Annotated in this window: 26 protein-coding genes and 1 riboswitch; of the genes, 8 read left to right on the top strand and 18 right to left on the bottom strand. The window is 65.9% G+C overall.

Annotation, left to right across the window (positions count from 1 at the left end; genetic code table 11):
* Positions 1-145: 145 nt before the first annotated feature.
* The 6 genes from AC5RUO_RS10195 to AC5RUO_RS10170 all read right to left on the bottom strand — a co-directional run bounded on the left by AC5RUO_RS10195 (position 146) and on the right by AC5RUO_RS10170 (position 6,004).
* Positions 146-1,252 (bottom strand): BMP family lipoprotein, encoded by a 1,107-nt coding sequence (locus AC5RUO_RS10195; RefSeq protein WP_494010657.1) that lies wholly within the window; start codon positions 1,250-1,252, stop codon positions 146-148.
* 257 nt (positions 1,253-1,509) lie between these two features.
* Complete coding sequence (locus AC5RUO_RS10190) at positions 1,510-2,529, bottom strand: NADP-dependent oxidoreductase (protein WP_494103442.1); 1,020 nt, start codon at positions 2,527-2,529, stop codon at positions 1,510-1,512.
* Positions 2,526-2,957 carry an organic hydroperoxide resistance protein gene (locus AC5RUO_RS10185; protein WP_494010658.1) on the bottom strand — a complete coding sequence of 144 codons (432 nt, stop codon included), beginning with the start codon at positions 2,955-2,957 and terminating at the stop codon, positions 2,526-2,528. Before AC5RUO_RS10185 ends, AC5RUO_RS10190 begins: the two co-directional genes overlap by 4 nt.
* A gap of 54 nt (positions 2,958-3,011) precedes the next feature.
* Positions 3,012-3,446 (bottom strand): MarR family winged helix-turn-helix transcriptional regulator, encoded by a 435-nt coding sequence (locus AC5RUO_RS10180; RefSeq protein WP_494010659.1) that lies wholly within the window; start codon positions 3,444-3,446, stop codon positions 3,012-3,014.
* A gap of 125 nt (positions 3,447-3,571) precedes the next feature.
* Entirely contained in the window at positions 3,572-4,771 is a 1,200-nt protein-coding gene (locus AC5RUO_RS10175) for an amidohydrolase (protein ID WP_494010660.1), read from the bottom strand.
* A 99-nt stretch (positions 4,772-4,870) separates the two neighbouring features.
* Entirely contained in the window at positions 4,871-6,004 is a 1,134-nt protein-coding gene (locus tag AC5RUO_RS10170; protein WP_494010661.1) for a mannose-1-phosphate guanylyltransferase, read from the bottom strand.
* A 269-nt stretch (positions 6,005-6,273) separates the two neighbouring features.
* Here AC5RUO_RS10170 and sdhC point away from each other — a divergent pair, with 269 nt between their 5' ends.
* The 5 genes from sdhC (at position 6,274) to AC5RUO_RS10145 (ending at position 10,676) form a co-directional block, all read left to right on the top strand.
* Positions 6,274-6,654, top strand: a complete 381-nt coding sequence (gene sdhC, locus AC5RUO_RS10165) for a succinate dehydrogenase, cytochrome b556 subunit (protein ID WP_015936418.1) — start codon at positions 6,274-6,276, stop codon at positions 6,652-6,654.
* A 3-nt stretch (positions 6,655-6,657) separates the two neighbouring features.
* Positions 6,658-7,119 carry a succinate dehydrogenase hydrophobic membrane anchor subunit gene (locus tag AC5RUO_RS10160; protein WP_494010662.1) on the top strand — a complete coding sequence of 154 codons (462 nt, stop codon included), beginning with the start codon at positions 6,658-6,660 and terminating at the stop codon, positions 7,117-7,119.
* 108 nt (positions 7,120-7,227) lie between these two features.
* Positions 7,228-9,027, top strand: a complete 1,800-nt coding sequence (gene sdhA, locus AC5RUO_RS10155) for a succinate dehydrogenase flavoprotein subunit (RefSeq protein ID WP_494010663.1) — start codon at positions 7,228-7,230, stop codon at positions 9,025-9,027.
* Between the two features lies 1 nt (position 9,028).
* The gene (locus AC5RUO_RS10150; protein ID WP_494010664.1) at positions 9,029-9,811 is read left to right on the top strand and encodes a succinate dehydrogenase iron-sulfur subunit; all 783 of its coding nucleotides are present in this window, start codon (positions 9,029-9,031) and stop codon (positions 9,809-9,811) included.
* Positions 9,812-9,905: 94 nt separating this feature from the next.
* A complete protein-coding gene (locus AC5RUO_RS10145; protein ID WP_494010665.1) occupies positions 9,906-10,676 on the top strand; it encodes an alpha/beta hydrolase family protein in 771 nt (256 codons plus the stop codon).
* On the opposite strand, the gene AC5RUO_RS10140 is transcribed toward AC5RUO_RS10145, so the two are convergent.
* The 10 genes from AC5RUO_RS10140 to glyA all read right to left on the bottom strand — a co-directional run bounded on the left by AC5RUO_RS10140 (position 10,633) and on the right by glyA (position 19,992).
* Positions 10,633-11,655, bottom strand: a complete 1,023-nt coding sequence (locus AC5RUO_RS10140; RefSeq protein WP_494010666.1) for a YihY/virulence factor BrkB family protein — start codon at positions 11,653-11,655, stop codon at positions 10,633-10,635. The two genes, AC5RUO_RS10145 and AC5RUO_RS10140, sit on opposite strands and share 44 nt — an antisense overlap.
* Before the next feature lie 85 nt (positions 11,656-11,740).
* Positions 11,741-12,337, bottom strand: coding sequence for a 2'-5' RNA ligase family protein (locus AC5RUO_RS10135; RefSeq protein WP_494010667.1), 597 nt, complete (start codon positions 12,335-12,337; stop codon positions 11,741-11,743).
* Positions 12,338-12,341: 4 nt separating this feature from the next.
* Entirely contained in the window at positions 12,342-13,385 is a 1,044-nt protein-coding gene (gene trpS / locus AC5RUO_RS10130; RefSeq protein WP_494010668.1) for a tryptophan--tRNA ligase, read from the bottom strand.
* A 34-nt stretch (positions 13,386-13,419) separates the two neighbouring features.
* On the bottom strand, positions 13,420-14,253 hold the full coding sequence (locus AC5RUO_RS10125; RefSeq protein ID WP_494010669.1) for an exodeoxyribonuclease III: 834 nt from the start codon (positions 14,251-14,253) through the stop codon (positions 13,420-13,422).
* Positions 14,254-14,263: 10 nt separating this feature from the next.
* Positions 14,264-14,827: a hypothetical protein gene (locus AC5RUO_RS10120; RefSeq protein ID WP_494010670.1), complete on the bottom strand. Its 564-nt coding sequence runs from the start codon at positions 14,825-14,827 to the stop codon at positions 14,264-14,266.
* A 144-nt stretch (positions 14,828-14,971) separates the two neighbouring features.
* Positions 14,972-15,814, bottom strand: coding sequence for an ABC transporter permease (locus tag AC5RUO_RS10115; protein ID WP_494010671.1), 843 nt, complete (start codon positions 15,812-15,814; stop codon positions 14,972-14,974).
* Positions 15,811-16,662: an ABC transporter permease gene (locus AC5RUO_RS10110; protein ID WP_494010672.1), complete on the bottom strand. Its 852-nt coding sequence runs from the start codon at positions 16,660-16,662 to the stop codon at positions 15,811-15,813. Before AC5RUO_RS10110 ends, AC5RUO_RS10115 begins: the two co-directional genes overlap by 4 nt.
* Complete coding sequence (locus AC5RUO_RS10105) at positions 16,655-17,632, bottom strand: ABC transporter ATP-binding protein (protein ID WP_494010673.1); 978 nt, start codon at positions 17,630-17,632, stop codon at positions 16,655-16,657. Before AC5RUO_RS10105 ends, AC5RUO_RS10110 begins: the two co-directional genes overlap by 8 nt.
* Before the next feature lie 155 nt (positions 17,633-17,787).
* Positions 17,788-18,690, bottom strand: a complete 903-nt coding sequence (locus tag AC5RUO_RS10100; RefSeq protein WP_494103441.1) for a bifunctional methylenetetrahydrofolate dehydrogenase/methenyltetrahydrofolate cyclohydrolase — start codon at positions 18,688-18,690, stop codon at positions 17,788-17,790.
* Positions 18,691-18,693: 3 nt separating this feature from the next.
* Entirely contained in the window at positions 18,694-19,992 is a 1,299-nt protein-coding gene (gene glyA / locus AC5RUO_RS10095; protein WP_494010675.1) for a serine hydroxymethyltransferase, read from the bottom strand.
* Between the two features lie 148 nt (positions 19,993-20,140).
* Positions 20,141-20,226, bottom strand: a riboswitch (ZMP/ZTP riboswitch).
* Between the two features lie 43 nt (positions 20,227-20,269).
* On the opposite strand from glyA, the gene purU reads away from it, so the two are divergent.
* The 3 genes from purU to AC5RUO_RS10080 all read left to right on the top strand — a co-directional run bounded on the left by purU (position 20,270) and on the right by AC5RUO_RS10080 (position 22,424).
* Complete coding sequence (gene purU / locus AC5RUO_RS10090) at positions 20,270-21,130, top strand: formyltetrahydrofolate deformylase (protein ID WP_494051374.1); 861 nt, start codon at positions 20,270-20,272, stop codon at positions 21,128-21,130.
* Positions 21,131-21,165: 35 nt separating this feature from the next.
* Positions 21,166-21,837, top strand: coding sequence for a class I SAM-dependent methyltransferase (locus AC5RUO_RS10085; RefSeq protein ID WP_494010677.1), 672 nt, complete (start codon positions 21,166-21,168; stop codon positions 21,835-21,837).
* Between the two features lie 68 nt (positions 21,838-21,905).
* Positions 21,906-22,424, top strand: coding sequence for a gamma carbonic anhydrase family protein (locus AC5RUO_RS10080; RefSeq protein ID WP_494010678.1), 519 nt, complete (start codon positions 21,906-21,908; stop codon positions 22,422-22,424).
* 1 nt (position 22,425) lies between these two features.
* Here the strand turns inward: AC5RUO_RS10080 and AC5RUO_RS10075 are convergent, their stop codons facing one another.
* Both AC5RUO_RS10075 and AC5RUO_RS10070 read right to left on the bottom strand, forming a co-directional pair.
* Positions 22,426-24,162 (bottom strand): flavin monoamine oxidase family protein, encoded by a 1,737-nt coding sequence (locus tag AC5RUO_RS10075; RefSeq protein WP_494010679.1) that lies wholly within the window; start codon positions 24,160-24,162, stop codon positions 22,426-22,428.
* Between the two features lie 50 nt (positions 24,163-24,212).
* Entirely contained in the window at positions 24,213-25,718 is a 1,506-nt protein-coding gene (locus AC5RUO_RS10070; RefSeq protein ID WP_494010680.1) for an amino acid permease, read from the bottom strand.
* Between the last annotated feature and the right edge of the window lie 99 nt (positions 25,719-25,817).

Genomic DNA, 25,817 nt, shown 5'->3' with positions numbered 1-25,817 from the left:
CCACCGGACGGGATATGAGGCTGCAGCACCAGCCTAGTGGCTGCAGCCGGAGGATGAGCGGGCGGCGGGCCCGAAATGCGGCCAGCAAAAAGCGCCACCGCCCGGCCTGTCGGTAACGGGCCGGGCGGTGGCGCTCAGGCAGGAATCAGGCCTTCGGGCTGGCCGCGGATTCCACCTTCAGCTTTCCGTCGATGATGTCCTTCTCGATCTGCTCCAGCTCGGACTTCAGGTCCGCAGGAACCTGGGAGTCGAGATCGTGGAAGGGTGCCAGCTGGACGCCTTCGTTGGCGAGGGTGCCGACGTAGGGCTCGTTGCTGAACTTGCCTTCCTTGTCATCCTTCACCACCGCTTCCACGGCCTCGCCCATGGTCTTCATGACCGAGGACAGCATGATGTCCTTGTAGTCAGGGGCGGTGAGGTAGCCGTCGGAGTCGACCCAGATCAGCTTGACGTCCTTGCCGGCAGCCTTGGCTTCCTTGAGGGCGGAACCGGCACCCTTGCCCACCGGGCCGGCAACGGGCATCACGATGTCTGCGCCCTGGTCCAGGAAGTTCTGGGTGAGCTGCTTGCCAACGTCCTGCTTTTCGAAGTCGCCGGTGAAGCTGCCGTCCTGGGCTTCCTTGTTCCAGCCAAGGAGCTTGACGTCCTTGCCCTTCTGCTCGTTGTAGTACTTCACGCCGTCCGCGTAGCCGTCCATGAAGATGGTCACGGTGGGAAGCTTGATGCCGCCGAACGTTGCCACGGTTCCGGTCTTGGTGGTGCCGGCGGCAAGGTAGCCGGCCAGGAACGCGGCCTGCGCGGTGTCGTAGATGATCGGCTTGACGTTGCTGATCGGCGGGTTGTAGCTGTAGTCGACTATGGCGAAGTGGCTGTCCGGGTTGGCCTCGGCCTGCTTCTTGGTCGCGTCGCCGAGCAGGAAGCCGATGGTCAGCGTGAGGTCACAGCCTGCTGTCACCATGGCCCGCAGGTTCGGCTCGAAGTCGTTGTTGGTCTTGGACTCCACCTGGTTGACCTTGATTCCCAGGTCCGTCTCGGCCTTCTTCAGCCCCTCGTAGGAGGACTGGTTGAAGGACTGGTCGTCGAACCCGCCCGAGTCGGAGACGATGCAGCCCGTGTAGTCGCTGGCGCCGGCAGTGGAGCCGCCGCCGGCTTCGGGAGGCGCACCGCAACCGGCCAGCACGAGCGATGTGGCGCCCACCGTGGCCAGGCCGGCAACGGAACCGCGCTTGAGGTGTGCACGCAGTGATGACATCAAGATTCCTCCAGGATGAAGAGAGTGGCGCTACGGCTCGAATTCAATGAGTGTCCGTTTCTGCACTGAAATTCTGTTTTCACTGAGGGCTCGCAGCACTGCGCCGGAGCGCACTGATGGCACCCACTTTAGTGGCCTGCGCCACGTCCAATAGCACGGCAGGGCAACTTCCTTGAGATTGTTTACAAGTTGTTACCAACCAGTAGGGGGTTCCGCGTTCGCGCGGCACCCCCTACTGGGCAGGGCAGGCGGAGGTGCTAGAGCCTGACCAGCATCTTCCCCGTGTTAGCACCGTCCAGCAGGTCCATGAATGCCTGCGGAGCGTTTTCCAGCCCGTCCACAATGGTCTCGTCGTACCGGACGGTGCCGTCGGCCAGCCAGCCTGCCATTTTCTCGGCGAACTCTGCGGAGTGCTGCCGCTGGCCGCCCACCAGGAAGCCGCGGAGGGTGAGCTGCTTCCCGATGGCCAGCGCCAGGTTATGCGGGGCCGGCGTGGGCTGGGTGGAGTTGTATTGGGCTATGGCGCCGCACATGGCCACCCGTCCCCCAACGTTCAGCACGGACAGGGCAGCTTCAAGATGCTCTCCGCCCACATTGTCGAAGTAGACATCGATGCCCCCGCTGCCGGCCGCCTCTTCAAGCTGGTCCCGCACTGGACCGTCGTGGTAGTCGAAGGCGGCATCGAAGCCAAGCTCCAGGAGCCTGGCCACCTTGGCCGGGGAACCCGCAGAACCGATGACCCGGGAGGCACCCATGGCCTTGGCGATCTGGCCCACCAGCGAGCCGACGGCTCCTGCCGCGCCTGAGACGAACACGGCGTCGCCGGGTTTGAATTCGGCGACCTTGAGCAGTCCCGCGTAGGCGGTCAGGCCGGTCATGCCGAGGGCGCCGAGGAAGGCCGACGCCGGCGCCAAGTCGGTGCGGGCCGGCTTCACGGCTTCCGCGTCAAGGACGGCGTATTCCCGCCAGCCGAGCGAATGTACGACGACGTCGCCCTTTTGGAGCGCCGTGGAACGGGACGCAATCACCTCGCCCACCGCACCGCCGTCGAGCGCTTCGTCGAGGGCAAAGGGCGGCGAGTAGGACTTGACGTCGTTCATGCGGCCGCGCATGTAGGGATCAACAGAGATGAAGAGGTTCCGCACCATGACCTGCCCGTCGCCCAGCGCGGGCAGCGGCGATTCTGCGAGCCGGAAGTTTGCTGCTGCGGGACGGCCCACCGGGCGGGAGGCGAGGCGGATTTCCTGGGTGGCGGCAGGAAGGGTGGCGGCGCTCATGCCGCGTACTCCAGGACTTTGATGTCCACGCTGATATTGCCGCGGGTGGCATTGGAGTAGGGGCAGATCTCATGCGCCTTGGCAACCAGGGCCTCGGCTGTATCCCGGTCCAGGGCAGGCAGCGCAATCTCCAGTTCGGCGGCCAGGCCGAAGCCCTCCCCGCCGTCAAGCCGGCCAAGGTGCACCTTGGCAGCCACTGCGGAATCCGTCAGGTCGGCGCGTTCCTGGCGTGCCACCAGGCGGAGGGCCGAGTGGAAGCACGCGGCATACCCGGCGGCAAAGAGCTGCTCGGGGTTGGTCCCGTCACCGGTGCCGCCGAGTTCAACCGGACTGGCGAGGGAAACGTCCAGCCTGCCGTCACGGGTACGGGCGGTGCCGTCCCGGCCGTCGCCGGAGGCAAGGGCAACTGCAGTGTAAAGGGGCTTCATGGATATATCCGTTCTGTCGGGATCACTACTCACGGGGTGGTTCCGGGAAGGCGGTCAAAGCGCAGCGTGGAGGGCGGCGGTGAGCTTGCCCAGGGTTTCGCGCAGTTGCTCGAGCTCTATGGCCGTGAGCCCTGCGGCGTCGGCGAGCCGCTGGGGAATGGCGGAGGCCTTTCCGCTCAGGCTCCTCCCCGCGGGCGTGAGGTGGATGGCCACCCGGCGCTCATCCTCGCCGGACCGGCGCCGCTCAACAAGGCCAAGGGCCTCAAGCCGCTTGAGCAGCGGCGACAAAGTGCCGGAGTCAAGGCCGAGCTCATCGCCCAGTTCCTTCACGCCCCGCGGCTCGTTCTCCCAGAGAACCAGCATGGCCAGGTACTGCGGGTAGGTCAGGCCCAGGTCTTCCAGGACGGGACGATATACGGCGGTTGCTGCGCGGGAAGCGGAGTAGAGCGCAAAACAGACCTGGCGGTCCAGGCGGGGAGCTTCACTCATGGCAACAACAGTAGCGGGCAACTAAGTTGTGCACAACTTACCAAACTCCGAGGCGCAGATAAGGCATGAAAAAGCCCGACGCCGGCACTTCAGCACGTGCCGGCGTCGGGCTTTCCCGAAAGCGTTTAGAAGTCGCGGATGGTGCGCAGGGCGGCCGCGGTGAGGACCCGGATGCCCAGGCCCAGGGCCTGCTCGTCCACGATGTAGTCGCCGCGGTGCAGGTCATATTCCTCGCCGCCGGGGGTCTTGGTGCCCAGGCGCATCATGGCGCCGGGGAGCTCGGCAAGGAACCAGGCAAAGTCCTCCCCGCCCATGGACTGGGGCGTCAGCACCACGGCGCTCTCGCCGATTTCCGCGCGCGCGGCTGCCTCAATGATCGCCGTTTCGTGTTCGGAGTTCACCACCGGGGGCACACCCCGGGTGTGTTCAAGCCGGACGTCCACACCGTAGGGCGCCGCCACCTGGTGGACCACCTCGTCCAGCAGCTCGCCGGCCTCGTGCCAGGCCTCGCGGTCCAGGCAGCGCATGGTTCCCGCCATGTAGCCGGTGCCGGGAATCGCATTCGGCGCGGATCCGGCGGAAATCTGGCCCCAGACGACGGACACTCCGCTGCGGACATCCACCCTGCGGGACAGGACGGCGGGAACGTTGACCGCGATCTGGGCCAGGGCGAACACCAGCTCTTCCGTCAGGTGCGGCCGGGAGGTGTGCCCGCCCCGGCCGGAAAGCTCGATCCGGATAGTGTCCGATGCCGAGGTGATGGCCCCGATGCGCGTTCCGATCTTGCCCACTTCGATGCGCGGGTCGCAGTGCAGCGCCATGATGCGGGGCACGCCTTCCAGGACGCCCTGCTCAATGCAGGCGTGGGCACCGCCCGGCATGGTCTCCTCGGCGGGCTGGAAAATGATCCGGACGGTCCCGCCCAGGGGGGTCTCCTGGTGCATGCGGTGCAGTACCAGGGCGATGCCCAGCATGGTGGCGGTGTGTACGTCGTGGCCGCACGCGTGGGTGACGCCGTGGTTCTTGGACGCGAACGGCAGGCCCGTTTCCTCGATGATGGGCAGGGCGTCGATGTCGCCGCGCAGGGCGGTGGCAATGGGACCGTCGCCGACGTCCACCGTCAGCCCGGTGCCCTCGAGGCGGCGGGGTTTCAGGCCGGCCTCCTCGAGGCGCTCGGCCAGCTTGTCCGTGGTGCGGTACTCCTTGAAGGAGAGTTCGGGGTGCGCGTGCAGGTCGCGGCGGAATTCAATCAGTTCCGGCAGGAGCGGTTCGAGCCAGGGCGACACCAGGGCGGTGGGCTCGGCTTCAGTAGTGTAATTGCGCACTTCATCACTCTAGCGAGGATGGACGCAATACAGGCCATCACGGTAACCGCGTTACATCCCGGGCAACCGTGACGGCAAGAACTGCAGGCAAACTTTGGGTTAAAGGACGTCCGTGTCGCCGCTGGCCTTGAGGGCGTCAACGGCTGCCTTGACCCGCTGCGAGTTGGCCATGGTGGTGACCAGCAGGGCATCGGGGGTGTCCACGATGACCACGTCCTCGATGCCGATCAGGGCGATCACGCGCTTGGTGTCGGTAACCACCACGCCGCTGGAGTTCTCGGTGAAGACGCGCGCGCCTTCGCCGAGGACAGTCACGTCATCCACTTCCTTGGCGGAGTTGAGCCTGCCCACGGAGGCGAAGTCACCGACGTCGTCCCAGCGGAAGGTTCCGGGCACGACGGCGACGTCCCCGGCTTCCGCGGCGGGCTCCGCGACGGCATAGTCGATGGCGATTTTCGGCAGGGTGGGCCAGATGCGGGATGTGACCTCGTCCCGGTTAGGGGTGTCCCAGGCACGCGCGATCTCCTGCAGGCCCTGGAACAGTTCGGGCTGGTTGGCTTCGAGGTGCTTGAGCAGCAGCGCAACCGGCGCAACGAACATGCCGGCGTTCCACACGTAGTTGCCGCTGTCCACGTACTGCTGCGCCACCGCCTCGTCCGGCTTTTCCACGAACTCCACCACGTCCTGCGCGCTGGGTGCGCCCTCGATGTGGAGGTCCTGGCCGGAACGGATGTACCCAAAACCGGTGGAGGGGTGCGTGGGCTTGATGCCGATGGTCACGATCTTGCCCGCGGCGGCGGTGTGGATGGCCTCGCGGACGGCCGCCTGGAAGAGATCGTCCGGGCTGATCACCTGGTCGGCGGCGAAGGAACCCATGATGGTTCCGGGATCGCGCTCATGCAGGATTGCCGCGGCAAGCCCGATGGCTGCCGCCGAGTCCTTGGGCTCGGACTCGAGCACCAGATCCGAATCCGTGACCTCGGGAAGCTGGCGGCACACTGCATCGCGGTGCGCCTTGCCAGTGACAACCAGCATCCGGCTACCGGCCAGCGGGTGCAGCCGGTCGTAGGTGGCGCGCAGCAGCGTACTGCCCGAACCCGTGAGGTCGTGGAGGAACTTGGGAGCTGCGGCTCGTGACAGAGGCCAGAGGCGGGTCCCCACTCCGCCGGCCGGGATCACCGCGATGAAGCGGTCAAGGGGTGATGCCGGGCTTGTCACTTTGTCTGTACTCATCACCGCCTACTTTAGCTGACGAGCCGTTGGAGCCTCCCGCGCGAACGGAAGCGCTGACACAGTGTGGCCATGAACCGGGCGGGCGGGGTGTGGCGTTTGTCTCATAATTTTCAGAAATCCGCGCCACTGCAGGGCACCAAGGCGTTCCTAAATTGAATAAGCTGTTAGCTGAGCCTAGATTTAGGCCTGAGCTACGAGTGCTCTCGCAGCAGGCGTTCCCCCCGCGTGGATCTCATGCCAGCGCCGCTGTGTTGCAGGGAGGTTTATCAGTGCCGACAAAACCAGCTGGCACCTTGTACCGCGGCCGTGAAGGCATGTGGTCCTGGGTAGGACACCGTATTACCGGTGTAGTGATCTTTTTCTTCTTGTTGGTCCACGTTTTGGACACCTCCTTGGTGCGTGTGTCTCCCGAGGCTTACACCGCCGTGATCGGTGCATACAAGAACCCCTTGATGGCCCTTGGCGAAACCGGCCTTGTCGCCGCCATCGTGTTCCACGCTTTCAACGGCCTGCGGATCATCGCAGTCGACTTCTGGAAGAAGGGTGCCAAGTACCAGCGGCAGATGCTGTGGGCAGTCCTGGGCCTGTGGGTCGTGACCATGGTTGCCTTCTCCATCCGCCACCTGTCCCTCGCCCTCGGAGGCCACTAAGCCATGTCTGCAACCATCGAGAGCCCCCGCAGCGGGCGGATCGCCCCCCAGTACCGCCGCAACGGCGGCACCCGCGGCAACTTCGAAATGATCGCCTGGCTGTTCATGCGCCTCTCCGGCGTGGTGCTGGTGGTCCTCATCTTCGGACACCTCTTCGTGAACCTCATGGTGGGCGAAGGCATCCACGCCATCGACTTCGGCTTCGTGGCCGGCAAGTGGGCGGATCCCTTCTGGCAGTTCTGGGACCTGGCCATGCTGTGGCTGGCCATGCTGCACGGCACCAACGGCGTGCGCACCATCATCAATGACTACGCAGAGAAGGACACCACCCGCCGTTGGCTGAAGACTGTCCTGTACTCCGCCACCGTGGTCATCATCGTCCTGGGCACCCTGGTGATCTTCACCTTCGATCCGTGCCCCGTCGTGGACGGCGTTCCCCTGCCGGGCGGATTCTGCCCTGCCTAGCACCGGCACCACCCCGGGCCCGCGGGCTTTCCCGCGGGCCCTGTTTTGCGGAGCAGGCAACGCCGCCCCGTTGTTCCATAGCGAATTTTGAGAGAAAGAGCATCTGGTATGCAGGTCCATAAGTACGACGTCGTCATCGTCGGTGCCGGTGGCGCTGGCATGCGCGCCGCGATCGAATCAGGTCAGCGTGCCCGCACAGCAGTACTGACCAAGCTCTACCCCACCCGCTCGCACACCGGTGCGGCCCAGGGTGGCATGTGTGCAGCCCTTGCCAATGTCGAGGAAGACAACTGGGAATGGCACACGTTCGACACCGTCAAGGGTGGCGACTACCTGGTTGACCAGGATGCCGCGGAGGTCATGGCCAAGGAAGCCATCGACGCCGTGCTTGACCTGGAAAAGATGGGCCTGCCGTTCAACCGCACGCCCGAAGGCCGCATCGACCAGCGCCGCTTCGGCGGCCACACCCGCGACCACGGCAAGGCGCCCGTCCGCCGCGCCTGCTACGCCGCGGACCGCACCGGCCACATGATCCTGCAGACGCTGTACCAAAACTGCGTCAAGCACAACGTCGAGTTCTACAACGAGTACTACGTCCTCGACCTCCTGACGGTTGAAGAGGACGCGGTCCGCGAGGACGGCACCCCCTACAAGCAGAAGCGCGTGGCGGGCGTGGTCTCCTACGACCTCGCCTCCGGTGAACTGCACGTCTTCCAGGCCAAATCCGTGGTGTTCGCTTCCGGCGGCGCCGGCAAGGTCTTCAAGACCACCTCGAACGCCCACACCCTCACCGGTGACGGCATGGGCATCGCCTTCCGCCGGGGCATTCCGCTGGAGGACATGGAGTTCTTCCAGTTCCACCCGACCGGCCTGGCCGGCCTGGGCATCCTCCTCTCCGAGGCAGCCCGCGGTGAAGGTGCCATCCTGCGTAACTCCGAGGGCGAGCGCTTCATGGAGCGCTACGCCCCCACCATCAAGGACCTGGCACCCCGTGACATCGTGGCCCGGTCCATGGCCAACGAAGTCCGTGAAGGCCGCGGCTGCGGCCCGAACAAGGACTACGTGCTGCTGGACCTGACCCACCTGGAGCCGGCCCACATCGACGCCAAACTTCCTGACATCACCGAGTTCGCCCGCACCTACCTTGGCGTCGAGCCCTACACCGAGCCTGTTCCAGTGTTCCCCACGGCGCACTACGCCATGGGCGGCATTCCGACGAACATCGAAACCGAGGTTCTCCAGGACAACGACACCGTTGTCCCCGGTCTGTTCGCCGCCGGCGAGGTGGCATGTGTGTCCGTGCACGGTTCCAACCGCCTGGGCACCAACTCGCTGCTGGACATCAACGTGTTCGGCAAGCGCGCGGGCATCGCCGCGGCTGAGTACGCCAAGACCGCCAGCTTTGTGGAACTGCCGGAGAACCCGACGGCGTACACCACCGAACTGCTGGACATTGCCCGCAACGGCGTTGGCAACGAAAAGGTGGCCCAGATCCGCAAGGAACTGCAGGACACCATGGACGCCAACATGCAGGTGTTCCGTACCGCCGAGACGCTGAACCAGGTCCTGCGAGACATCGCATCGTTCGAGGAGCGGTACAAGCGCATCAACGTCCAGGACAAGGGCAAGCGCTTCAACCTGGACCTGCTCGAAGCCGTTGAGCTCGGCTTCCTGCTGGAACTGGCAAAGGTCATGACCGTGGCCGCCCTGCACCGCGAGGAATCCCGCGGCGGACACTTCCGCGAGGACTTCCCGGACCGTAACGACGAGAAATTCATGAAGCACTCCATGGCGTACAAGGACGACCACGCGCCGGCTGACGGATCGGCAGAAGCAATTGCCGGCATCCGCCTCGCCACCAAGCCGGTTGTCTTTACCCGCTACGAGCCGATGGTGAGGAAGTACTAAGATGACCGCTGAAACCGCTGAGCCAGCCTCAAAGATTGAACTGCCTGCCGGCGTCGGCGGTGGCGGCGAGATCCCGACGTTCGATGTGCACATGCGCGTCCGCCGGTACAACCCGGAGGTCTCCGAAGAGGCGACCTGGGACGATTTCCACCTCACCATGTACGGCACGGACCGCGTCCTGGACGCCCTGCACAAGGTCAAATGGGAGATGGACGGCAGCCTGTCCTTCCGCCGCTCCTGCGCCCACGGCGTGTGCGGATCCGACGCCATGCGCATCAACGGCCGCAACCGCCTGGCCTGCAAGACCCTGCTGAAGGACCTGGACACGTCCAAGCCCATCACGGTGGAACCCATCAAGGGCCTGCCGGTGGAGAAGGACCTCATCGTGGACATGGAGCCGTTCTTCCAGTCCTACCGCGAGGTCATGCCGTTCCTCATCAACAAGGGCCACGAGCCCACCCGGGAACGCCTGCAGTCCGCCGAGGACCGAGAGCGTTTCGATGACACCACCAAGTGCATCCTGTGCGCCGCGTGCACGTCCTCCTGCCCGGTGTTCTGGACCGACGGCCAGTACTTCGGCCCGGCGGCCATCGTGAACGCACACCGCTTCATTTTCGATTCCCGTGATGATGCCGGTGACATGCGCCTGGAAATCCTGAACGACAAGGAAGGCGTGTGGCGCTGCCGCACCACCTTCAACTGCTCCGAGGCATGCCCCCGCGGCATCCAGGTGACGCAGGCGATCGCCGAGGTCAAGCAGGCAATTCTTTCCCGCAAGATCTGACCAGGGATCAAGCGGACGACGGCGTCGCCCACCTTGTACGGAAAACGTACGGTGAGCGGCGCCGTCGTCGTATCAACGACAGAAAGGGGACGCGGTGTCCCGCTCCGAAAAAGTCTCGTTCGCCGGCTCCACGGGGGAAATCCTCTCCGGCATCATCGATGTGCCGGAAGGCCCGGTGAAGGGCTGGGGCGTCTTCTCGCATGGCTTCACCCTGGGCAAGGATGCACCGTCGGCTTCCCGCATGTGCAAAGCCCTGGCGGACAGCGGCGTAGGCATGCTGCGCTTCGACAACCTGGGCCTGGGCGGTTCCGGCGGGGAGTGGGCCGCTGGTTCGTTCAGCCATAAGGTGGCGGACACGGTCAAGGCTGCCGAGTTCATGCGGAATGAAGGAAAGGCGATTTCCCTGCTGGTGGGGCACTCTTTCGGCGGCGCCGCGGTGCTGGCCGCCGCCAGGGAGATTCCGGAGCTCGACGCCGTCGCAACAGTCGGCGCCCCCTTCTCGCCCAAGCACGTTGCGCATGTCTTTGACGCTGCACTGGACAAGATTCTGAGTGAGGGCAGCGCCGAGGTGGACCTTGGCGGCAAGCGGGTGGAGATCCGCAAGCACTTCGTGGAGGACCTGGAGAGGGCTGACCTCACAGACTGCATCCGGCAGCTGCACAAGCCACTGATGGTGCTCCACTCCCCCACGGACAACACCGTGGGAATCGAGAATGCCAGCACCATTTTCCAGACGGCCCGCCACCCGCGCAATTTTGTGTCCCTGGAGGGCAGCGACCATCTGTTGACGGGCAAGGGCCAGGCGGCACGGGCCGCACGGATTATCGCTGCGTGGGCCGACCAGTACCTCGACGCCGGGCAGTAGCGGCTTTGCCGTCCTCGGAGTAGAGCGGAGCCTTCCCGGCCTGGACGGGTACTTTACCCGGCTGCACCTGGCGTGCGCCCCACATGCCCTTGTCGTGACCTGAGGGGCCGTGCCGAAGGTCTGCTTCCCGGATGGCAGCCCAACCTGCAGAGATCAGGTACACCTGGCTCACCAGGTTGAACCAGATCAGGAGGCCGATGATGATGGCGAACGGCGCAAGGATGGGGTTGCGGCTGGCGCCTGCCAGCAGTTCGGTGCTGAAGATCTGAAGCACGCCGGTGCCCAGCGCCGCCAGGACGGTGCCTTCCAGCAGTGCCCTGCGGGACAGTTTGAGGCTCGCAGCGACCTTATACATGATGAACGCCGTTGCCCAGCCCAGGACCAGGGGAACAGCAATCTTGACGGACGTGGTCAACGGCCCCGCCAGCGCGTCATCGAGCCGCAGGAAGTCCGAGACCCACCCCGCAGCGGCTCCGAACACCAGGGATGCCCCCGCGCTGATCACCAGCGCAACACCCAGCAGCAGCAGCGTTCCGGCATCCCGCAGCTTCAGGAGGATGGGGTTGACCGTCAGCGGCGCCAGCTGCAGGACGCCCCGCAGCCCCTCCCGGATACCGGAAATCCAGCGCAGCGAGGTGACCACCGTGACCAACGAGCCGATCACAGCTGTCCAGCCCAGCCCATCCGGGTTCAGCAGGTCCTGCGGATCCACCAGCCCGGGGCCGCCGTTGAGCTTCAAGAGCCCGGGCGCACTCGATGCCACACTGCTGATCACCGTCTCCAGGAGGGCCGGCTGTCCCCGCAGGACCAGGCCGGCAATAGAGAAGCCGGTGGTGAGGAGGCCGGTGATGGAGAAAAACATGTTGAAGCCGATGCCGGCGCTCATCAGCGGGCCGCGCTGAAGGGTGTAGTGCCGGAGCGCGCGCATCGGCCGAAATACGTTGAGCCGGGCCAGGATCCACTGGAACATGGCCATCATTGCGGCCAGGGGGCCTCCGCCGGACCTGCGTGCCCTTCCCCAGTCAATCCGTTTCTGGATGACGGCAAGCTTCAGCTGGGCACGTTCAGTGGGAAGAGGCTGCTGCTCCGCCTGCTTTGGCTGCGGCTTCCGCGGCGGTTTCCGCGAATCTGGTGCCGGCGTGGTTGTCAGTTTCGCTCCCAAAGTCCAGCTCTTCCCGTAGCTGCCAAATGCCGTCTGCATCGTGCTCGTAAAGACCCATGCTAACCACGGGGAAGGTGGCCCTGTAGTTCTTCAGCGCCGTTTCCGCCTCATCAAGGCTTTCCGGGGCGACGTCGTGGGCTATGGTGACGTGCGGATGGTAGGCAAAGGGAAGTTCCCGCTGGAGCGGGCCCTGCTGGAGTTTCCCGTGCAGCTCAACACAGTCCTCGAACCCTTCCTCCACGTTGATGAAGACAACCGGTGAAACGGGTCGGAAAGTCCCCGTGCCGGCGATCGTCACCATGAACGGGCTCTGCCGGCGCGCCACCTCGCGCACGTGCTCACACGTGGCGTCCCAGTCATGCGTGGGCGTGGTGGTCACCAGGGTGATGTGGGCAGGCACAACATCCGCCAGCGGGTCGCCGAAGGACGCCCGCCAGCGCTGCAGCTCCTCCGCAATGTCAGGAGGGAACCCCAGGATGACGCCTACGCTGGATGCCATGGCGCTAGCGGACTCCCGCGAGGCTCAGGGAGGGCAGGAAGCCCATGCGCTCATACACCTGGCCAAGGGTGACCGAGGCAATCTCACGGGCACGTTCAGCACCGAGGGCCAGCAGCCGGTCCAGCTCTGCCGGGTCAGACATCAGCTCATTGGTGCGGTCCCGCAGGGGGGTGACGAACTCGACCACCACTTCGGCGAGGTCAACCTTCAGGTGGCCGTACATCTTGCCCTGGTACTCCGCCTCCAGCTCCGCGATGGACTTGCCGGTCAGCGAGGAGTAAATGGTCAGCAGGTTGGAAACCCCGGGCTTCTCCTCGCGGTCGAACCTGATCTCGGTGCCCGCGTCCGTCACTGCGGATTTAATGCGCTTGGCCGCGATCTTGGGGTCGTCAAGCAGCTGGATGGCCCCGTTGGGCGACTCGCCGGTCTTGGACATCTTGGCGCTCGGGTTTTGGAGGTCGTAAATCTTCGCGGTTTCCTTGACGATCGTCGCCTCCGGAACCGTGAACGTTGTCCCGAACCGTGTGTTGAAGCGCTGGGCCAGGTTGCGGGTCAGTTCCAGGTGCTGGCGCTGGTCCTCCCCTACCGGTACCAGGTCCGTCTGGTAGAGCAGGATGTCCGCTGCCATCAGGGTGGGGTACGCGAAAAGCCCCAGCGTGGCGGCGTCCGCACCGGACTTCTGGGTCTTGTCCTTGAACTGCGTCATCCGGGAGGCCTCACCAAAGCCCGTGATGCAGTTGAGCGCCCATGCCAGCTGCGCATGCTCGGGCACGTGGGACTGGACGAAGAAGATGCTCTTGTCCGGATCGATGCCGGCGGCGATGTACTGTGCGGCCACAATCCGGGTGCGCGTGGCCAGGTCCGTGGGATCGAAGTCGACGGTGATGGCGTGCAGGTCGGGAATGAAAAAGACGGCGTCGTACTCCGCCTGCATGTCCACCCAGTTGCGGACGGCACCGATGTAGTTGCCGAGGTGCAGCGAGTCCGCAGTGGGCTTGGCACCGGAGAGGATGCGCTTCTTGGCGGCCGGGGAGGTCTGGCTAGTCATGGGAAGGAAACTTTCGGGGCTTGGAGCTGCGGGCTTAGAGCTGGTAGTCCACTACCAGGGGTGCATGGTCGGAGAAGCGGGTGTCGTAGGAGGCAGCGCGGTCCACGACGGCGGAGATCGCCGAGGCTGCCAGCGCGGGTGTCGCCATGTGGTAGTCGATGCGCCAGCCTGCGTCATTGTCAAAGGCCTTGCCGCGCCAGGACCACCAGGTGTAGGGCCCGTCCATCTCACCGGACATGGTGCGGTGGACGTCGTGCCAGCCGATGTCTTCACCGAAGAACCGGTCAAAGTAGGCGCGTTCCTCCGGGAGGAAGCCCGCCTTCTTCAGGTTGCCCTTCCAGTTCCGGATGTCCAACGGCGTGTGGGCCACGTTCAGGTCCCCCACCACCAGGGCGTGGTCGCTGTGCTTGGTCAGTTCCGGCAGGCGGGTGCTCATGGCGTCGAGGAAGCGGTACTTGTCATCCTGCTTCGGCGTGCCCGCCTCGCCGGAGTGCACGTAGGCGCTGGCCACGGTCAGTTGCACGCGCTCACCGGCAGCGTCGGTCAGCCGGAAATCGGCTTCCACCCAGCGCCCCGCGGTAGCGAAGTAGTCGTCACCGATGCCGTTCCGGGTGGCCAGGGGCTCTTCCCGCGAGGCGATGGCCACCCCTGCGCGGCCCTTGGCTTCCGCCTCAGCGTGCAGGATGTGCCAGCCATCACCCAGCAGCTGGCGCACGACCGCGTCCGGGGCCCGGACCTCCTGGAGGCAAAGGATGTCCACCTCGCGCGGTTCCAGCCAGGCCGCCATGCCGTTCTTGTAGGCGGCCCGAAGCCCATTGACGTTGACCGATGCGATGCGAAGGTGGTCCTTCTTCAATGCCGAGCTCACCCGCTCCACTCTAGTCGATGATGGTGCCGGTGACCGGTTCTCCGCTGCCGCCCGAAGACTTGATCATGTCGCGGGCGTTGGTGGCTGTGATCTCGATGGTTTCCAGGGCACGGTTAATGGTGTCCTGGTTGGCCGCGGCTCCCTTGGCGCGCTCGTCCTCCACCACGCGGACCTGCACCTGCACGATCTTGAACGAGTGGTCCAGCTTAAGGTCGCGGACCTCGTCCGCCTCGCTGCGTTCAGACACCACGCGCGTCCCGCCATGGTTGACCGCGGATGACGACGGGCCGCGGCCGGCTGCCGTGGTGAAGGCATTCTGGGCTTCAGTCAGCTTGGCTCCGGCCTTTTTGGCGGCCTTCTGGATGCTGAACACCACGAAGCATGCCAGCAGGAGCCAGAAGAGGGCGATCACGGCAACAACCCAGCCCACGACGTCGTTCTGGTTGGCCGCGAAGATGACGGCCACAACGAACGCCGTCACCAGGACCATCAGCCCGGGACCGCTGATGCGGAACAAGGAGAAACCGCCCCTGGCGGGTTTGGCGGATGACTTGGAGCTGCCCAGAGATTGCATGAACCTATTCTCTCAAACCCCGGGGTGTGCTCCCGCCCGCTTCCACCTCCGGCGAACAGCGCCTCCCTCCCCCAACCCAGTAGCGCCAACTGTCGTTATGGGGCGCCAGAACGACAGTTGGCGCGACTTGGTTGGGCCCGGGGACTACTTGAGGAACAAGGCCCGCAGGCGCAGGGTGGTCAGCAGCATGCCGACGGCGGTCATCGCCAGGTAGTAGCCGACGTGCAGGGGTGTTGCGGCAGTGAAGGTCCCCACGCTGATCTGGCGGAGCAGTTCCACCCCGTGCCAGAGCGGCATGGCCTGGATGAACCACTGGATGGGCTGCGGGTAGACGCTGAGCGGATAGAACGTGGCGCTGAAGAGGAACATGGGGAGCAGGATGAAGTTGATCCAGTCCATCTGCTGGAAGGTCTTCAGGAAGCTGGTGATGCCCATCCCCATGCTGGCGAAGCCAAACGCGATGAGCACCGAGGCCGGGACCATCAGGAGCGCCCAGGGCGAGGTGATCAGCCCCATCACCCCCATGACGGCGGTGAACCCGGTGGCGTAGAGCATCCCCCTCAGCAGCGCCAGGAAGATCTCGCCCAGGGCAACATCCAGCGGTCCCAGCGAGGTGTACAGCATGCCCTGGTACAGCTTGGCAAAGTGCATTTTGAAGAAGACGTTCCACGTGGAGTCGTACACGGCCCCGTTCATGGCCGAAACGGCGAGCAGGGCCGGTGCGATGTAGGCCGCGTAGCTGATCTCGCCGCCGCCCGGGCCCTCCACCGTCCCCACGATGGCTCCCAGCCCCACACCCATGGACACCAGGAACAGGACCGGTTCGAAGAACCCGGACAGCATCACCAGCCAGTTGCTGCTCCGGGTGGCCATCAGCCCGCGCGAGATGACCGCCCTGGCGTTGCCCGAATAGAGCCTGCCGAAAGGCCTGTTGAGGGCTTCCTCGGTGGCGCTTCGTTCCCCCGCCGGAGGTGCTGTCCGGCTCATTGGCCCATCCTTGCCGCGAACCGGCGCCGGGTCAGGACCCAGCCCACCACGGCGAGGCCCGCCAGGACCCCCACGTGCACCAGGGTCAGCAGCGGCGGTTCCTGGTAGCCGTAGCTGGCCACGCGCCCCAGTTCGGTGCCGTGCCAGATGGGTGAGATCCAGCCGATCCAGCGGACCGCCAGCGGGAGCGTGTCCAGTGGAAAGAAGGTGCCGGAGAACAGGAACAGCGGCATCACGATCAGCCGCATCACCAGGGCGAACTGGCCCTTGTCCTCGGTGATGGACGCGGAATAGGCCATCAGCGGCAGCCCGAAGGCCAGCCCGGCGAGTGTTGCCACCAGGATGCCTGCCCACGCCCCGCCGGACGGGGCAGCGCCAAACAGCGCGACGGCGGCGAAGTACACAGCGGACTGCAGGAGCAGGCGGAGCGTCACGGCCATGATGTGGCCGGCCGCGATCTGGGCCGGCGTCAGCGGGGACGCATGAGGGCCAAAGTAGGTCCGGCGCCATTTGAAGCCGGCCATCACCGGGAAGGTGAACTCGTTGGCGGCCGTCATCACCGCGGCGGACACCAGCAGCGCCGGCGCGATGAAGGTCAGGTAGCTGACTCCGCCGAAAGCGTCGGCACCCTGCCCGTCCACCAGGGTGGCAAGTCCTACCCCCATGGCAAAGAGGTAGGCGACCGGCTGGCCCACGCTGTACATCAGGATGGACCAGCCGTAGTTCTTCATGACCCGGAGCACTTGCTCCGCGAAGTAGAACGCACCCCAGCGGCGGGCCTTGGCGGCGGCGACTTCAGGGCCGTGCGCCTGCAGCGCGGAAGGGCCTGGCAGCCCCTGCTCAGTCAACGAGGCTCCTGCCTGTAAGCCGAAGGAAGACGTCCTCCAGTGATGACCTCCGGACCAGCGAGGTCAGCGGCCGCAGGCCGCGGGCCGCCACCTGCTCAAGCGCGCCCTCGCCGTCGTCCGCATAAATCAGCACCCGGTCCGGCAGTACTTCCAGCCGCTCCCCGATGCCGTCCAGCTCCGCGCCGATGGTGGCGTTCCGTTCCGATCCGAACCGCAGTTCCACCACCTCGCGGGTGGAATGCTCCCGGATGAGCCTGGCCGGGGAACCCTCGGCCATGATGCGTCCCTTGTCCACCACGATGAGCCGGTCGCACAGCTGCTCCGCCTCGTCCATGTAGTGCGTGGTGAGGATCAGCGTGACGCCCTGCTCCTTGAGCCGGAACAGCCGGTCCCACAGGACGTGCCGGGCCTGCGGGTCCAGGCCTGTGGTGGGTTCGTCGAGCAGCAGGATGCGTGGTTCGTTGATGAGCGAGCGGGCGATGGTGAGGCGCCGTTTCATGCCGCCGGAGAGGGCGTCCACCTTGGACTTCGCCTTGTCCGTCAGCTGGGCGAACTCCAGCAGTTCGTCGGCTTTGGGGCGCAGGTAGCTCAGCGGCAGGCCGAAGTAGCGCCCGTACACGATGAGGTTGTCCCGGACGCGCAGTTCCTCGTCCAGGTTGTCCTGCTGCGGCACCACGCCCAGGTGCGCCCGCACTTCCGGCCCCGAGGAATCCGGGTCCAGGCCCATGATGCTGAGGCTGCCGGAGGTGCGCCCGGTGACCCCGCCGATCATCTTCATGGTGGTGGACTTGCCCGCACCGTTGGGACCCAGCAGGCCAAAGGACTCGCCCGCCGGGACCGTGAACGAGATGCCGTCCACCGCCACCACGTCGCCGTACGTCTTGGTCAGGTTTTCGGCCGCGATGACTGTGCCGCGCGGCGGCGGGCTGCCGGCCCGTGCGCCCGCGGGCAGGATGGCTTCGTTGTGCACCCTCCGCAGACTAGTGGAGGGCCAGGGGATGTGGAAGGGGACTTGCAGTTCCGGCGTGCCGGAGGGGATTAGCCGGAGGGGCTTAACGGACGACGGCGGCGCGGCGCCTTTCGTGCGAAAGGTGCCGCGCCGCCGTCGGGCGCATTGGAAGGGAACTAGGCTGTGATGCCTGCCTGTCGTTCCGCGGCTTCCACCACGTTGGTCATCAGGAGCGCCACGGTCATGGGCCCAACGCCGCCGGGGTTCGGCGAAATCCAGCCCGCCACCTCTGCGGCGGCGGGGTCAATGTCGCCGTGGACCTTGCTCTTGCCCGTTTCGGGATCGGTTTCCCGGGTGACGCCGACGTCCAGCACGGCCGCGCCAGGCTTGACGTCGGACGCTTTGACGATGTGCTTCACGCCTGCGGCGCCCACGATCACGTCGGCCTGCCGCAGCAGCCCGGACAGGTTCGTGGTGCCGGTGTGCGTCAGGGTGACTGTGGCGTTGACGTTCCGGCGCGTGAGCAGCAGCCCAATGGACCGGCCGATCGTGACGCCCCGGCCAACCACCACCACGTGCTTGCCCGCAAGGCTGTAGCCGTTCCGCTCCAGCAGTTCGATGACGCCCCGGGGGGTGCAGGGCAGCGGCGAGGTGATCTCGCTGTTGACGTTCAGCACCAGCCGGCCAAGGTTGGTGGGGTGCAGGCCGTCGGCGTCCTTGGCGGGGTCGATGCGCTCCAGGATGGCATCGGTGTCCAAATGCTTGGGCAGGGGCAGCTGCACGATGTACCCGTGGCAGGCGGGATCCGCATTGAGTTCATCAATGAGGGCCTCCACCTGCGCCTGGGTTGCATCTGCCGGAAGCTCGCGCTGGATCGAATTCATCCCGATCTGCACAGACTGCTTGTGCTTCATGGAGACGTACAGCTGCGAAGCCGGGTCCGCGCCCACCAGCACAGTGGCGATGCCGGGAACGACGCCTTTGGCCTTGAGTGCGGCCACGCGTTCGGTCAGCTCGGCCTTGATGGCAGCGGCGGTAGCCTTGCCGTCGAGGATCTGTGCAGTTGTGGTTTCAGGCATGGGTCACCACTGCTCGTGCTGCGGGTAGAGGGGGAAGTCCGCGGCCAGCTTGTCGACGCGTGCCTGCAGGGCCTCGACGTCGGCGCTGCTGCCGGCCTTCAGGGCGGTGGCGATGATCTCGGCAACCTCGGTGAATTCGGCAGCGCCGAATCCACGGGTGGCCAGCGCCGGGGTGCCGATCCGGAGGCCGGAGGTGACCATCGGCGGGCGGGGGTCGAACGGCACGGCGTTGCGGTTGACGGTGATGCCCACCGAGTGCAGGAGGTCCTCGGCCTGCTGGCCGTCCAGCTGGGAGTTGCGCAGGTCCACCAGGACCAGGTGCACATCGGTGCCGCCGGTCAGGACGGAGACGCCAGCCTCGGCGACATCCGCCTGGTTCAGGCGGTCGGCGATGATCCTGGCGCCCTCAAGGACACGCTCCTGGCGCTCCTTGAATTCCTGCGTGCCGGCGATCTTGAAGGCCACGGCCTTGGCGGCGATGACGTGCATCAGCGGTCCGCCCTGCTGGCCCGGGAACACATTGGAGTTCAGCTTCTTGGCCCATTGTTCCTTGGCCAGGATCACGCCGGAGCGCGGACCGGCCAGCGTCTTGTGCACGGTGGAGGTGACGACGTCGGAGTGCGGGACCGGGCTCGGGTGCAGGCCAGCGGCAACCAGGCCGGCGAAGTGTGCCATGTCCGTCCAGAGCAGTGCGCCCACTTCGTCCGCGATGGAGCGGAAGGCTGCGAAGTCAAGGTGGCGGGGGTAGGCGGACCAGCCGGCGATGATGACCTGCGGCTTTTCCTTGATGGCCTGTTCGCGGAGCTTGTCCATGTCCACGCGGAAGGTGTCTTCCTCCACCTGGTAAGCCGCTACTTCGTAGAGCTTGCCGGAGAAGTTCAGCTTCATGCCGTGGGTCAGGTGGCCGCCGTGAGCCAGGGACAGGCCCAGGATCTTGTCGCCGGGGGTGATCATGGCGGAGAGGGCTGCTGCGTTGGCCTGCGCACCGGAGTGGGGCTGGACGTTGGCGTATTCGGCGCCGAACAGGGCCTTGACCCGGTCGATAGCCAGCTGCTCTGCGACGTCAACGTACTCGCAGCCGCCGTAGTAGCGGCGGCCCGGGTAGCCTTCGGCGTACTTGTTGGTGAGGACGGAGCCCTGGGCTTCCATCACGGCGCGGGGCGCGAAGTTTTCGGAGGCAATCATCTCCAGGGTGCCGCGCTGGCGGCCAAGCTCCTGGTCCAGGACTGCGGCGATTTCGGGGTCCAGCTCGGCCAGCGGCTGGTTGCTGACGGCTGTGGTTGAGGTGGCTGTGGTAGTCACGGAGAACTCCTGGCTAGGGATTGGGCACTGCTTAGGTCAGGCTACCGGCTGGCGCGTCTTTGCACCGCGTTGATGAACGGGCGTGAAAGCGCGGGGGCATGGCGCTGCAGCACTGGACGAAGTGCAGCCCCACTTCCGGCAAGACATGACCCTCGGCCCAGGCGTACGATCCGTGGTCTTCGTGATTGCCGCTCCCTGGTGGTTAGCCACCCAACGCCAGTTGCGACCCTTCCAGCCTACCAAAACCGGTGCCCGCCGCGCGGGTAGGCTTGTACGCGTGAGTGAACAGCAGCTGAACCAAGCGTATGTAGTAACCCTGTCCTGCCCCGACCGGCCCGGAATCGTCCACGCCGTGGCAGGTGCCCTGCTGGTGGCAGGCTGCAACATCTTGGACTCACAGCAGTACGGCAGCCCCGCCACCGGGAACTTCTTCATGCGCGTGGAAGTGACGACGGCGGCATCCGCAGCGGAGCTGCGTGCGGCGCTTGAGCCGGTGGCTGAGGCCTTCGGCATGCAGTGGGGCCTGCACGCCGTGGGCCAGAAGGTGCGGACCCTGGTGATGGCCAGCACGTCCGCCCACTGCCTGAACGACCTTCTGTTCCAGCAGCGTTCCGGCACCCTGCCGGTGGAGATTCCGGCCATCGTCTCCAACCACCAGGACCTGGCCGGGCTGGCCGATTTCTACGGGATCCCGTTCCACTACATCCCCGTGACCAAGGACACCAAGGCCCAGGCCGAGGACAAGCTGCGGGCCCTGATCGCCGAGCACGACGTCGAGCTGACGGTCCTGGCCCGTTACATGCAGATCCTGTCCGATGAGCTGTGCACCGAACTGACGGGCAAGGCCATCAACATCCACCACTCGTTCCTGCCCTCGTTCAAGGGTGCCAAGCCGTACCACCAGGCCCACGCCCGCGGCGTGAAGCTGATCGGCGCCACCGCCCACTACGTCACCGCCGCGCTGGACGAGGGCCCAATCATCGAGCAGGAGGTCATCCGCGTGGACCACGCCCGTACCCCTGAGCAGTTTGTGCAGATGGGCCGCGATGTCGAGGGCCGCACCCTGGTCCAGGCGGTGCAGTGGCACGCTGAACACCGGGTGCTTCTGGACGGCAACCGGACGGTGGTTTTCAACTAGCTCCGCAACCAGCCGCCCGGCCCTAGGCTGAAGCCATGGCTGACGCACCGAAGCACGCGGACCACGAGGCCGACCTGGCACTGTTTTATGACCGGCAGGCCAGGGTCCGCAACACCCGGGCTGCCACACCCAACCGGGTCGAATGCCGGGAGTGGTTCATCCGGCTGCTGAAGGACGAACACCGGCACTCCGTCTTCGAACTCGGATGCGGCACGGGCGTCGAGGGCCTTGAGTTTGTCCGTGCCGGCCTGCACTACTGCGGCGTGGACCTGTCCGGCGAAAGCGTCCGCCTTGCAGCCGCCAAAGGTTTGAACGCCAGTGTGGCCAGCGGACGAAGCCTGCCGTTCCCGGACGCCTCCTTCGCTGCCGGCTGGACCATGAGCACCCTGCTGCACGTGCCCAACAGCCTTATCCACGAGGTCGCCAGCGAGCTGGTGCGAGTCTGCGCGCCCGGCTCGCCCATCGCCGTCGGACTCTGGTCCGGGGACGATGAAGAAGTCCTGAACCCGGAAGACGACGAGGAGCCGCGCAGGTTCTTCAGCCGCCGGAGCGACGCTTCGGTCCGTCGGATCTTCGGCGAACACGGCGAGGTGGAACACTTCCGTACCTGGCCGGAGGGAACCGGGGACGACTCAGGGCCGGGACGGGGCGCCTGGACCCAGCACTACCAGTTCCTGGTCCTCCGCACCCCGGGCTCCCCCAACTAGGCGCGGACGACAGAGTCATACTTGGGGCACACAAGCCAGCCCGCCCGGGAGTGGCCTAGGGTGTTGCCATGGCTCCCCTGTACCCTTTCGCCGGCAGCAGCCCGGCAGTCCACGAATCAGCTTTCGTTGCTCCTACGGCGTCCATCATCGGCAACGCCAGCCTGGGCCCGGACGCCAGCGCCTTCTACGGCGTCTCCGTGCGGGCCGACACCGCTGCCATCTCGGTGGGCGCGGGCAGCAACCTGCAGGACAACGTGGTGCTGCATGCCGACCCCGGTTTCCCCTGCACGGTAGGCGAGCGCGTCAGTGTGGGGCACGCCGCCGTCGTGCACGGCTGCACGGTGGAGGACGACTGCCTGATCGGCATGGGCGCCACGGTCCTCAACGGCGCGGTGATCGGCGCCGGCTCGCTCGTGGCGGCCGGCGCCGTGGTCCTGGAAGGAACCGTGGTCCCGCCCCGCTCGCTCGTGGCGGGCGTTCCGGGGAAGGTGCGCCGTGAACTCACTGATGAGGAGTACGACGGCGTGCGGGCCAACGCTGCCCGGTACGTCGAGCTCGCGGCCCAGCACCGGCAGCTTCACTCCTGAATCAGTCCAGGTTGATAGGGCCGATGGCATCCAGCAGTTCGCCCGGGCCGGGGTTGGCCGGCGCCGACGAACCGCCCAGGTGGTTCACCACGCCCCACACCGCGTTCAGGCCCGTGGTGACAGCACCTTCGGCCCAGCCGGCGGTGAAGGAGACGTCGTCGCCGGCGAGGAAGATGCCGCGCTGGGACTCGGGCAGCCGGTCCTGCTTGAAGTGCGTGAACAGCCGCTGCTGGTAGCGGTAGTGCCCCGGCAGGTTGGCCTTGAAGGCACCCATGAAGTTGGGGTCCGCCTCCCAGGACACGGTGATTGGTTGGCCCACGATGTGGCTGGCGATGTCCACGCCCGGGTAGATCTGCTCCAACGAGTGCAGCATCAGTTCCACCCGCTCGTCGGCGTCCAGGGCGAGCCACTTCAGCGCGTCGTCGTTCCACGTGTAGGAGAGCAGGATGACGGCGGGCTGGTCCGGGCCGTTGTCCAGCAGGTAGGTGGCGCGGTTGAGCCGGTCGGTCAGGGTCATGGACAGGACCTCGTTGCCGGTTTCCGGATCGATGTCCTTCCAGAACGGCCGGTCCACCATCACGAACGTCTTGGACGACTGCATGTAGTGAGAGCGCTCGATGGCGGTCCACAGCTCCGCCGGAAACAGCGCCTCCTCGGTGTGGATCCGGGTGGACAGCAGCCAGGACTGGCACGTTGTCACCACGGCCGGGTAGCTGGCTTCGCGGCCCCACCGTTCGCGGACCCGCAGGTTGCCGTCCGGGTCGCGGCTGATTTTGCCGACGGCGCCGCGGGGCGAGCCGGAGTGCAGTGACGCCAGCGAGGTGCCCTCGGGCCAGTGCCTCATGCCCGACGGCGCGTGCTGCCACAGTGCCTCGGGCAGCCGTTGGGCTCCCCCGCGGATGAGCCGGTGCTGGTCGTCCGCGTCCGTGTACACCACCCGCAGGATTTCCAGGATGGAGTTGGGGAAGTCGGTATCCCAGCCGCCGGTGCCGAAGCCCACCTGCCCGAATGCCTCGCGGTGCGCGAACCCTGCCTTCTTGAAGGACTCGCTGGCGGCGATGAACCCGTAGAACGTCTGCTCGTCCATCAGTGGCAGCAGCTCGTTCCACAGCTCCTTGATACGGGCCGTGTCCCGCGCACGGATGGCGTCCTGCATCTGCGCGAACTTGGCGCCGTCGTTCACTGCCGACTTCCACGCGTCCGCAACCTCGCGGAAGAAGGGCGGTAGGTCGGTGGGCTTCTCCGCGTAGTGCTTCTTGCCCGCAAGTTCGATCACCGTGCTGGAGGTGGCCTCGGCCAGCGGGTTGGGGAAATCCTGCGTCTCCAGTCCCAGCAGGTCAATGTAGTGGTAGAACGCCCTGCCGGAGACCGGGAACCGCATGCCGCCCAGGTCCGCAACCACGCCCGGGGCAGCCGGGAAGGCGGCGGTGCGGAGCCGCCCGCCAATCTGGTCCGCTTCGTAGACCACTGGGCGCAGGCCGAGCTTCATCAGCTCATATGCCGTCACCAGGCCGGACAGCCCCGCACCAATAACCGCAACTTCGGTGCCCAGCATGTCCTCCGGAACGGATCCCAGCCCGTCCGGGTGCGCCAGGTAGTGGTCGTAGCTGAACGGGAAGTCCGGATTGAGCATGGTGATGGGCGCGGTTTGCTCTTCCGGGCGCCGGCTGACGCCGTCCTCCGTCAGGGTGGAGGTGCTGGAGGGGTCGGAGGCCGGAAGTTCAGTGGCGATGGTCATGGAAGGTCTGCCTTTTGTTATTCGGGGCGTCGGTAAGTGGCTGGGGACGGTCAGGACTTATTAAGGGACATGGCGGACAATTCACGGTATTCCCCCTCATCCAGGGCCGCCACCCTGGAGTTGCGCCGTCCGTAGGCGAGGTAGGCGGCCAGGCCCACCAGCATCCACACGGCAAAGGTCACCCAGGTGTCTGCGCCGAGGTTGGCCATCAGGTAGCCGCACATCAGCGCGCCAAGGATGGGAGTGAGCGGGAACAGCGGAACCCGGAAGGTCCGTTCCAGTTCTGGTCGCGTGCGGCGGAGGTAGATGACCGCCACATTCACCAGGGCGAAAGCGAACAGGGTACCGATGCTGGTGGCGTCCGCGAGCGCACCCAGCGGCACCAGTCCGGCGGTCAGCGCGACGGCGATGCCCACCAGCAGCGTTCCGGCCACGGGGGTGCCGGTACGGCGGGAGACGCGGCCGAAGACGGCAGGAATGAGTCCGTCGCGGGACATGGACAGCAGGATGCGGGTCTGTCCGTAGAGAACGGTCAGGACAATGCTGGCAATTGCCAGGACGGCGCCCACGGCGAAGACCAAGGCAATCCAAGGCTGGCCGGTGGTCTCTTCCAGGATCTTCACCAGGGCGGCCTCGGTGCCGTCGAACCAGCCCCAGGGACGGGCACCGATCGCGGCGACTGCCACCAGCACGTAGATGGTGGTGACGATCAGCATGGAGAGCATGATGGCACGCGGCAGGTCACGCTTGGGATTCCGTGCTTCCTCTCCGGCGGTGGAGGCGGCGTCGAAACCGATGTAGGAGAAGAAGACGCGGGAAGCGGCGGCGGAAACACCGGCGGCGCCCATCGGCAGCAACGGTTCGAAGTTGCCTGCGTTGAAGGCAGTGAAGGCGACGGCGCAGAAGAAGAGCAGGATGCCTACCTTGACCACCACGATGGCGGTGTTGATCCAGGCACTTTCCTTGGCGCCGCGGACCAGCAGGACGGTGGCCAGCACCACGATGACCATGGCGGGGATGTTGACCATGCCGCCGTCGCCCGGGGGCTGGGAGAAGGCGTCCGGCAGTGCTGTACCAAACACGGCCAGGGCTTCGTTCACGTATTGCCCGGCGCCAACAGCCACGGCGGCCACGGACACCGCATACTCAAGGACCAGGCACCAGCCGCAGATCCATGCCATGCCCTCGCCCATGGTGGCGTAAGTGTAGGAATAGCTGGAGCCGGACACGGGCACCAGGCCGGCCATTTCCGCATATGACACCGCGGACAGCAGCGCGGCGAGCCCGGCGATCGCAAAGGATATCCAGATGGCCGGACCGGCCAGCGGCACGGATTCACCGAGGATAACCAAGATGCCGGTGCCCAGCGTCGCGCCCACGGAGATCATGGTCAGCTGCAGGACGCCGAAGCTGCGGACAAGGCGGGGTCCGCCCTGTCCGGACTCGGCCTCGTTGACCATCTGGGCGATGGGCTTACGGCGCAGCAGTTGCGCTCCAAGGGTGGGGCGGGCGGCCGCGCGGGCAGGTACCTGGCCCGAAAGTGTAGGCACAGTCATCGTTGACGTCCGTTCGTGTCGGTGGATGGTTGGACTGGTTTTCCCCTCCCCCAGCGTAGGGGTGTGAGCCGCATCTCAAGCTGTGCAAAATGCCCTGTA

This window comes from Arthrobacter sp. Y3221087 (assembly GCF_059089905.1).
This window is presented reverse-complemented; position numbering and strand designations above follow the sequence as displayed.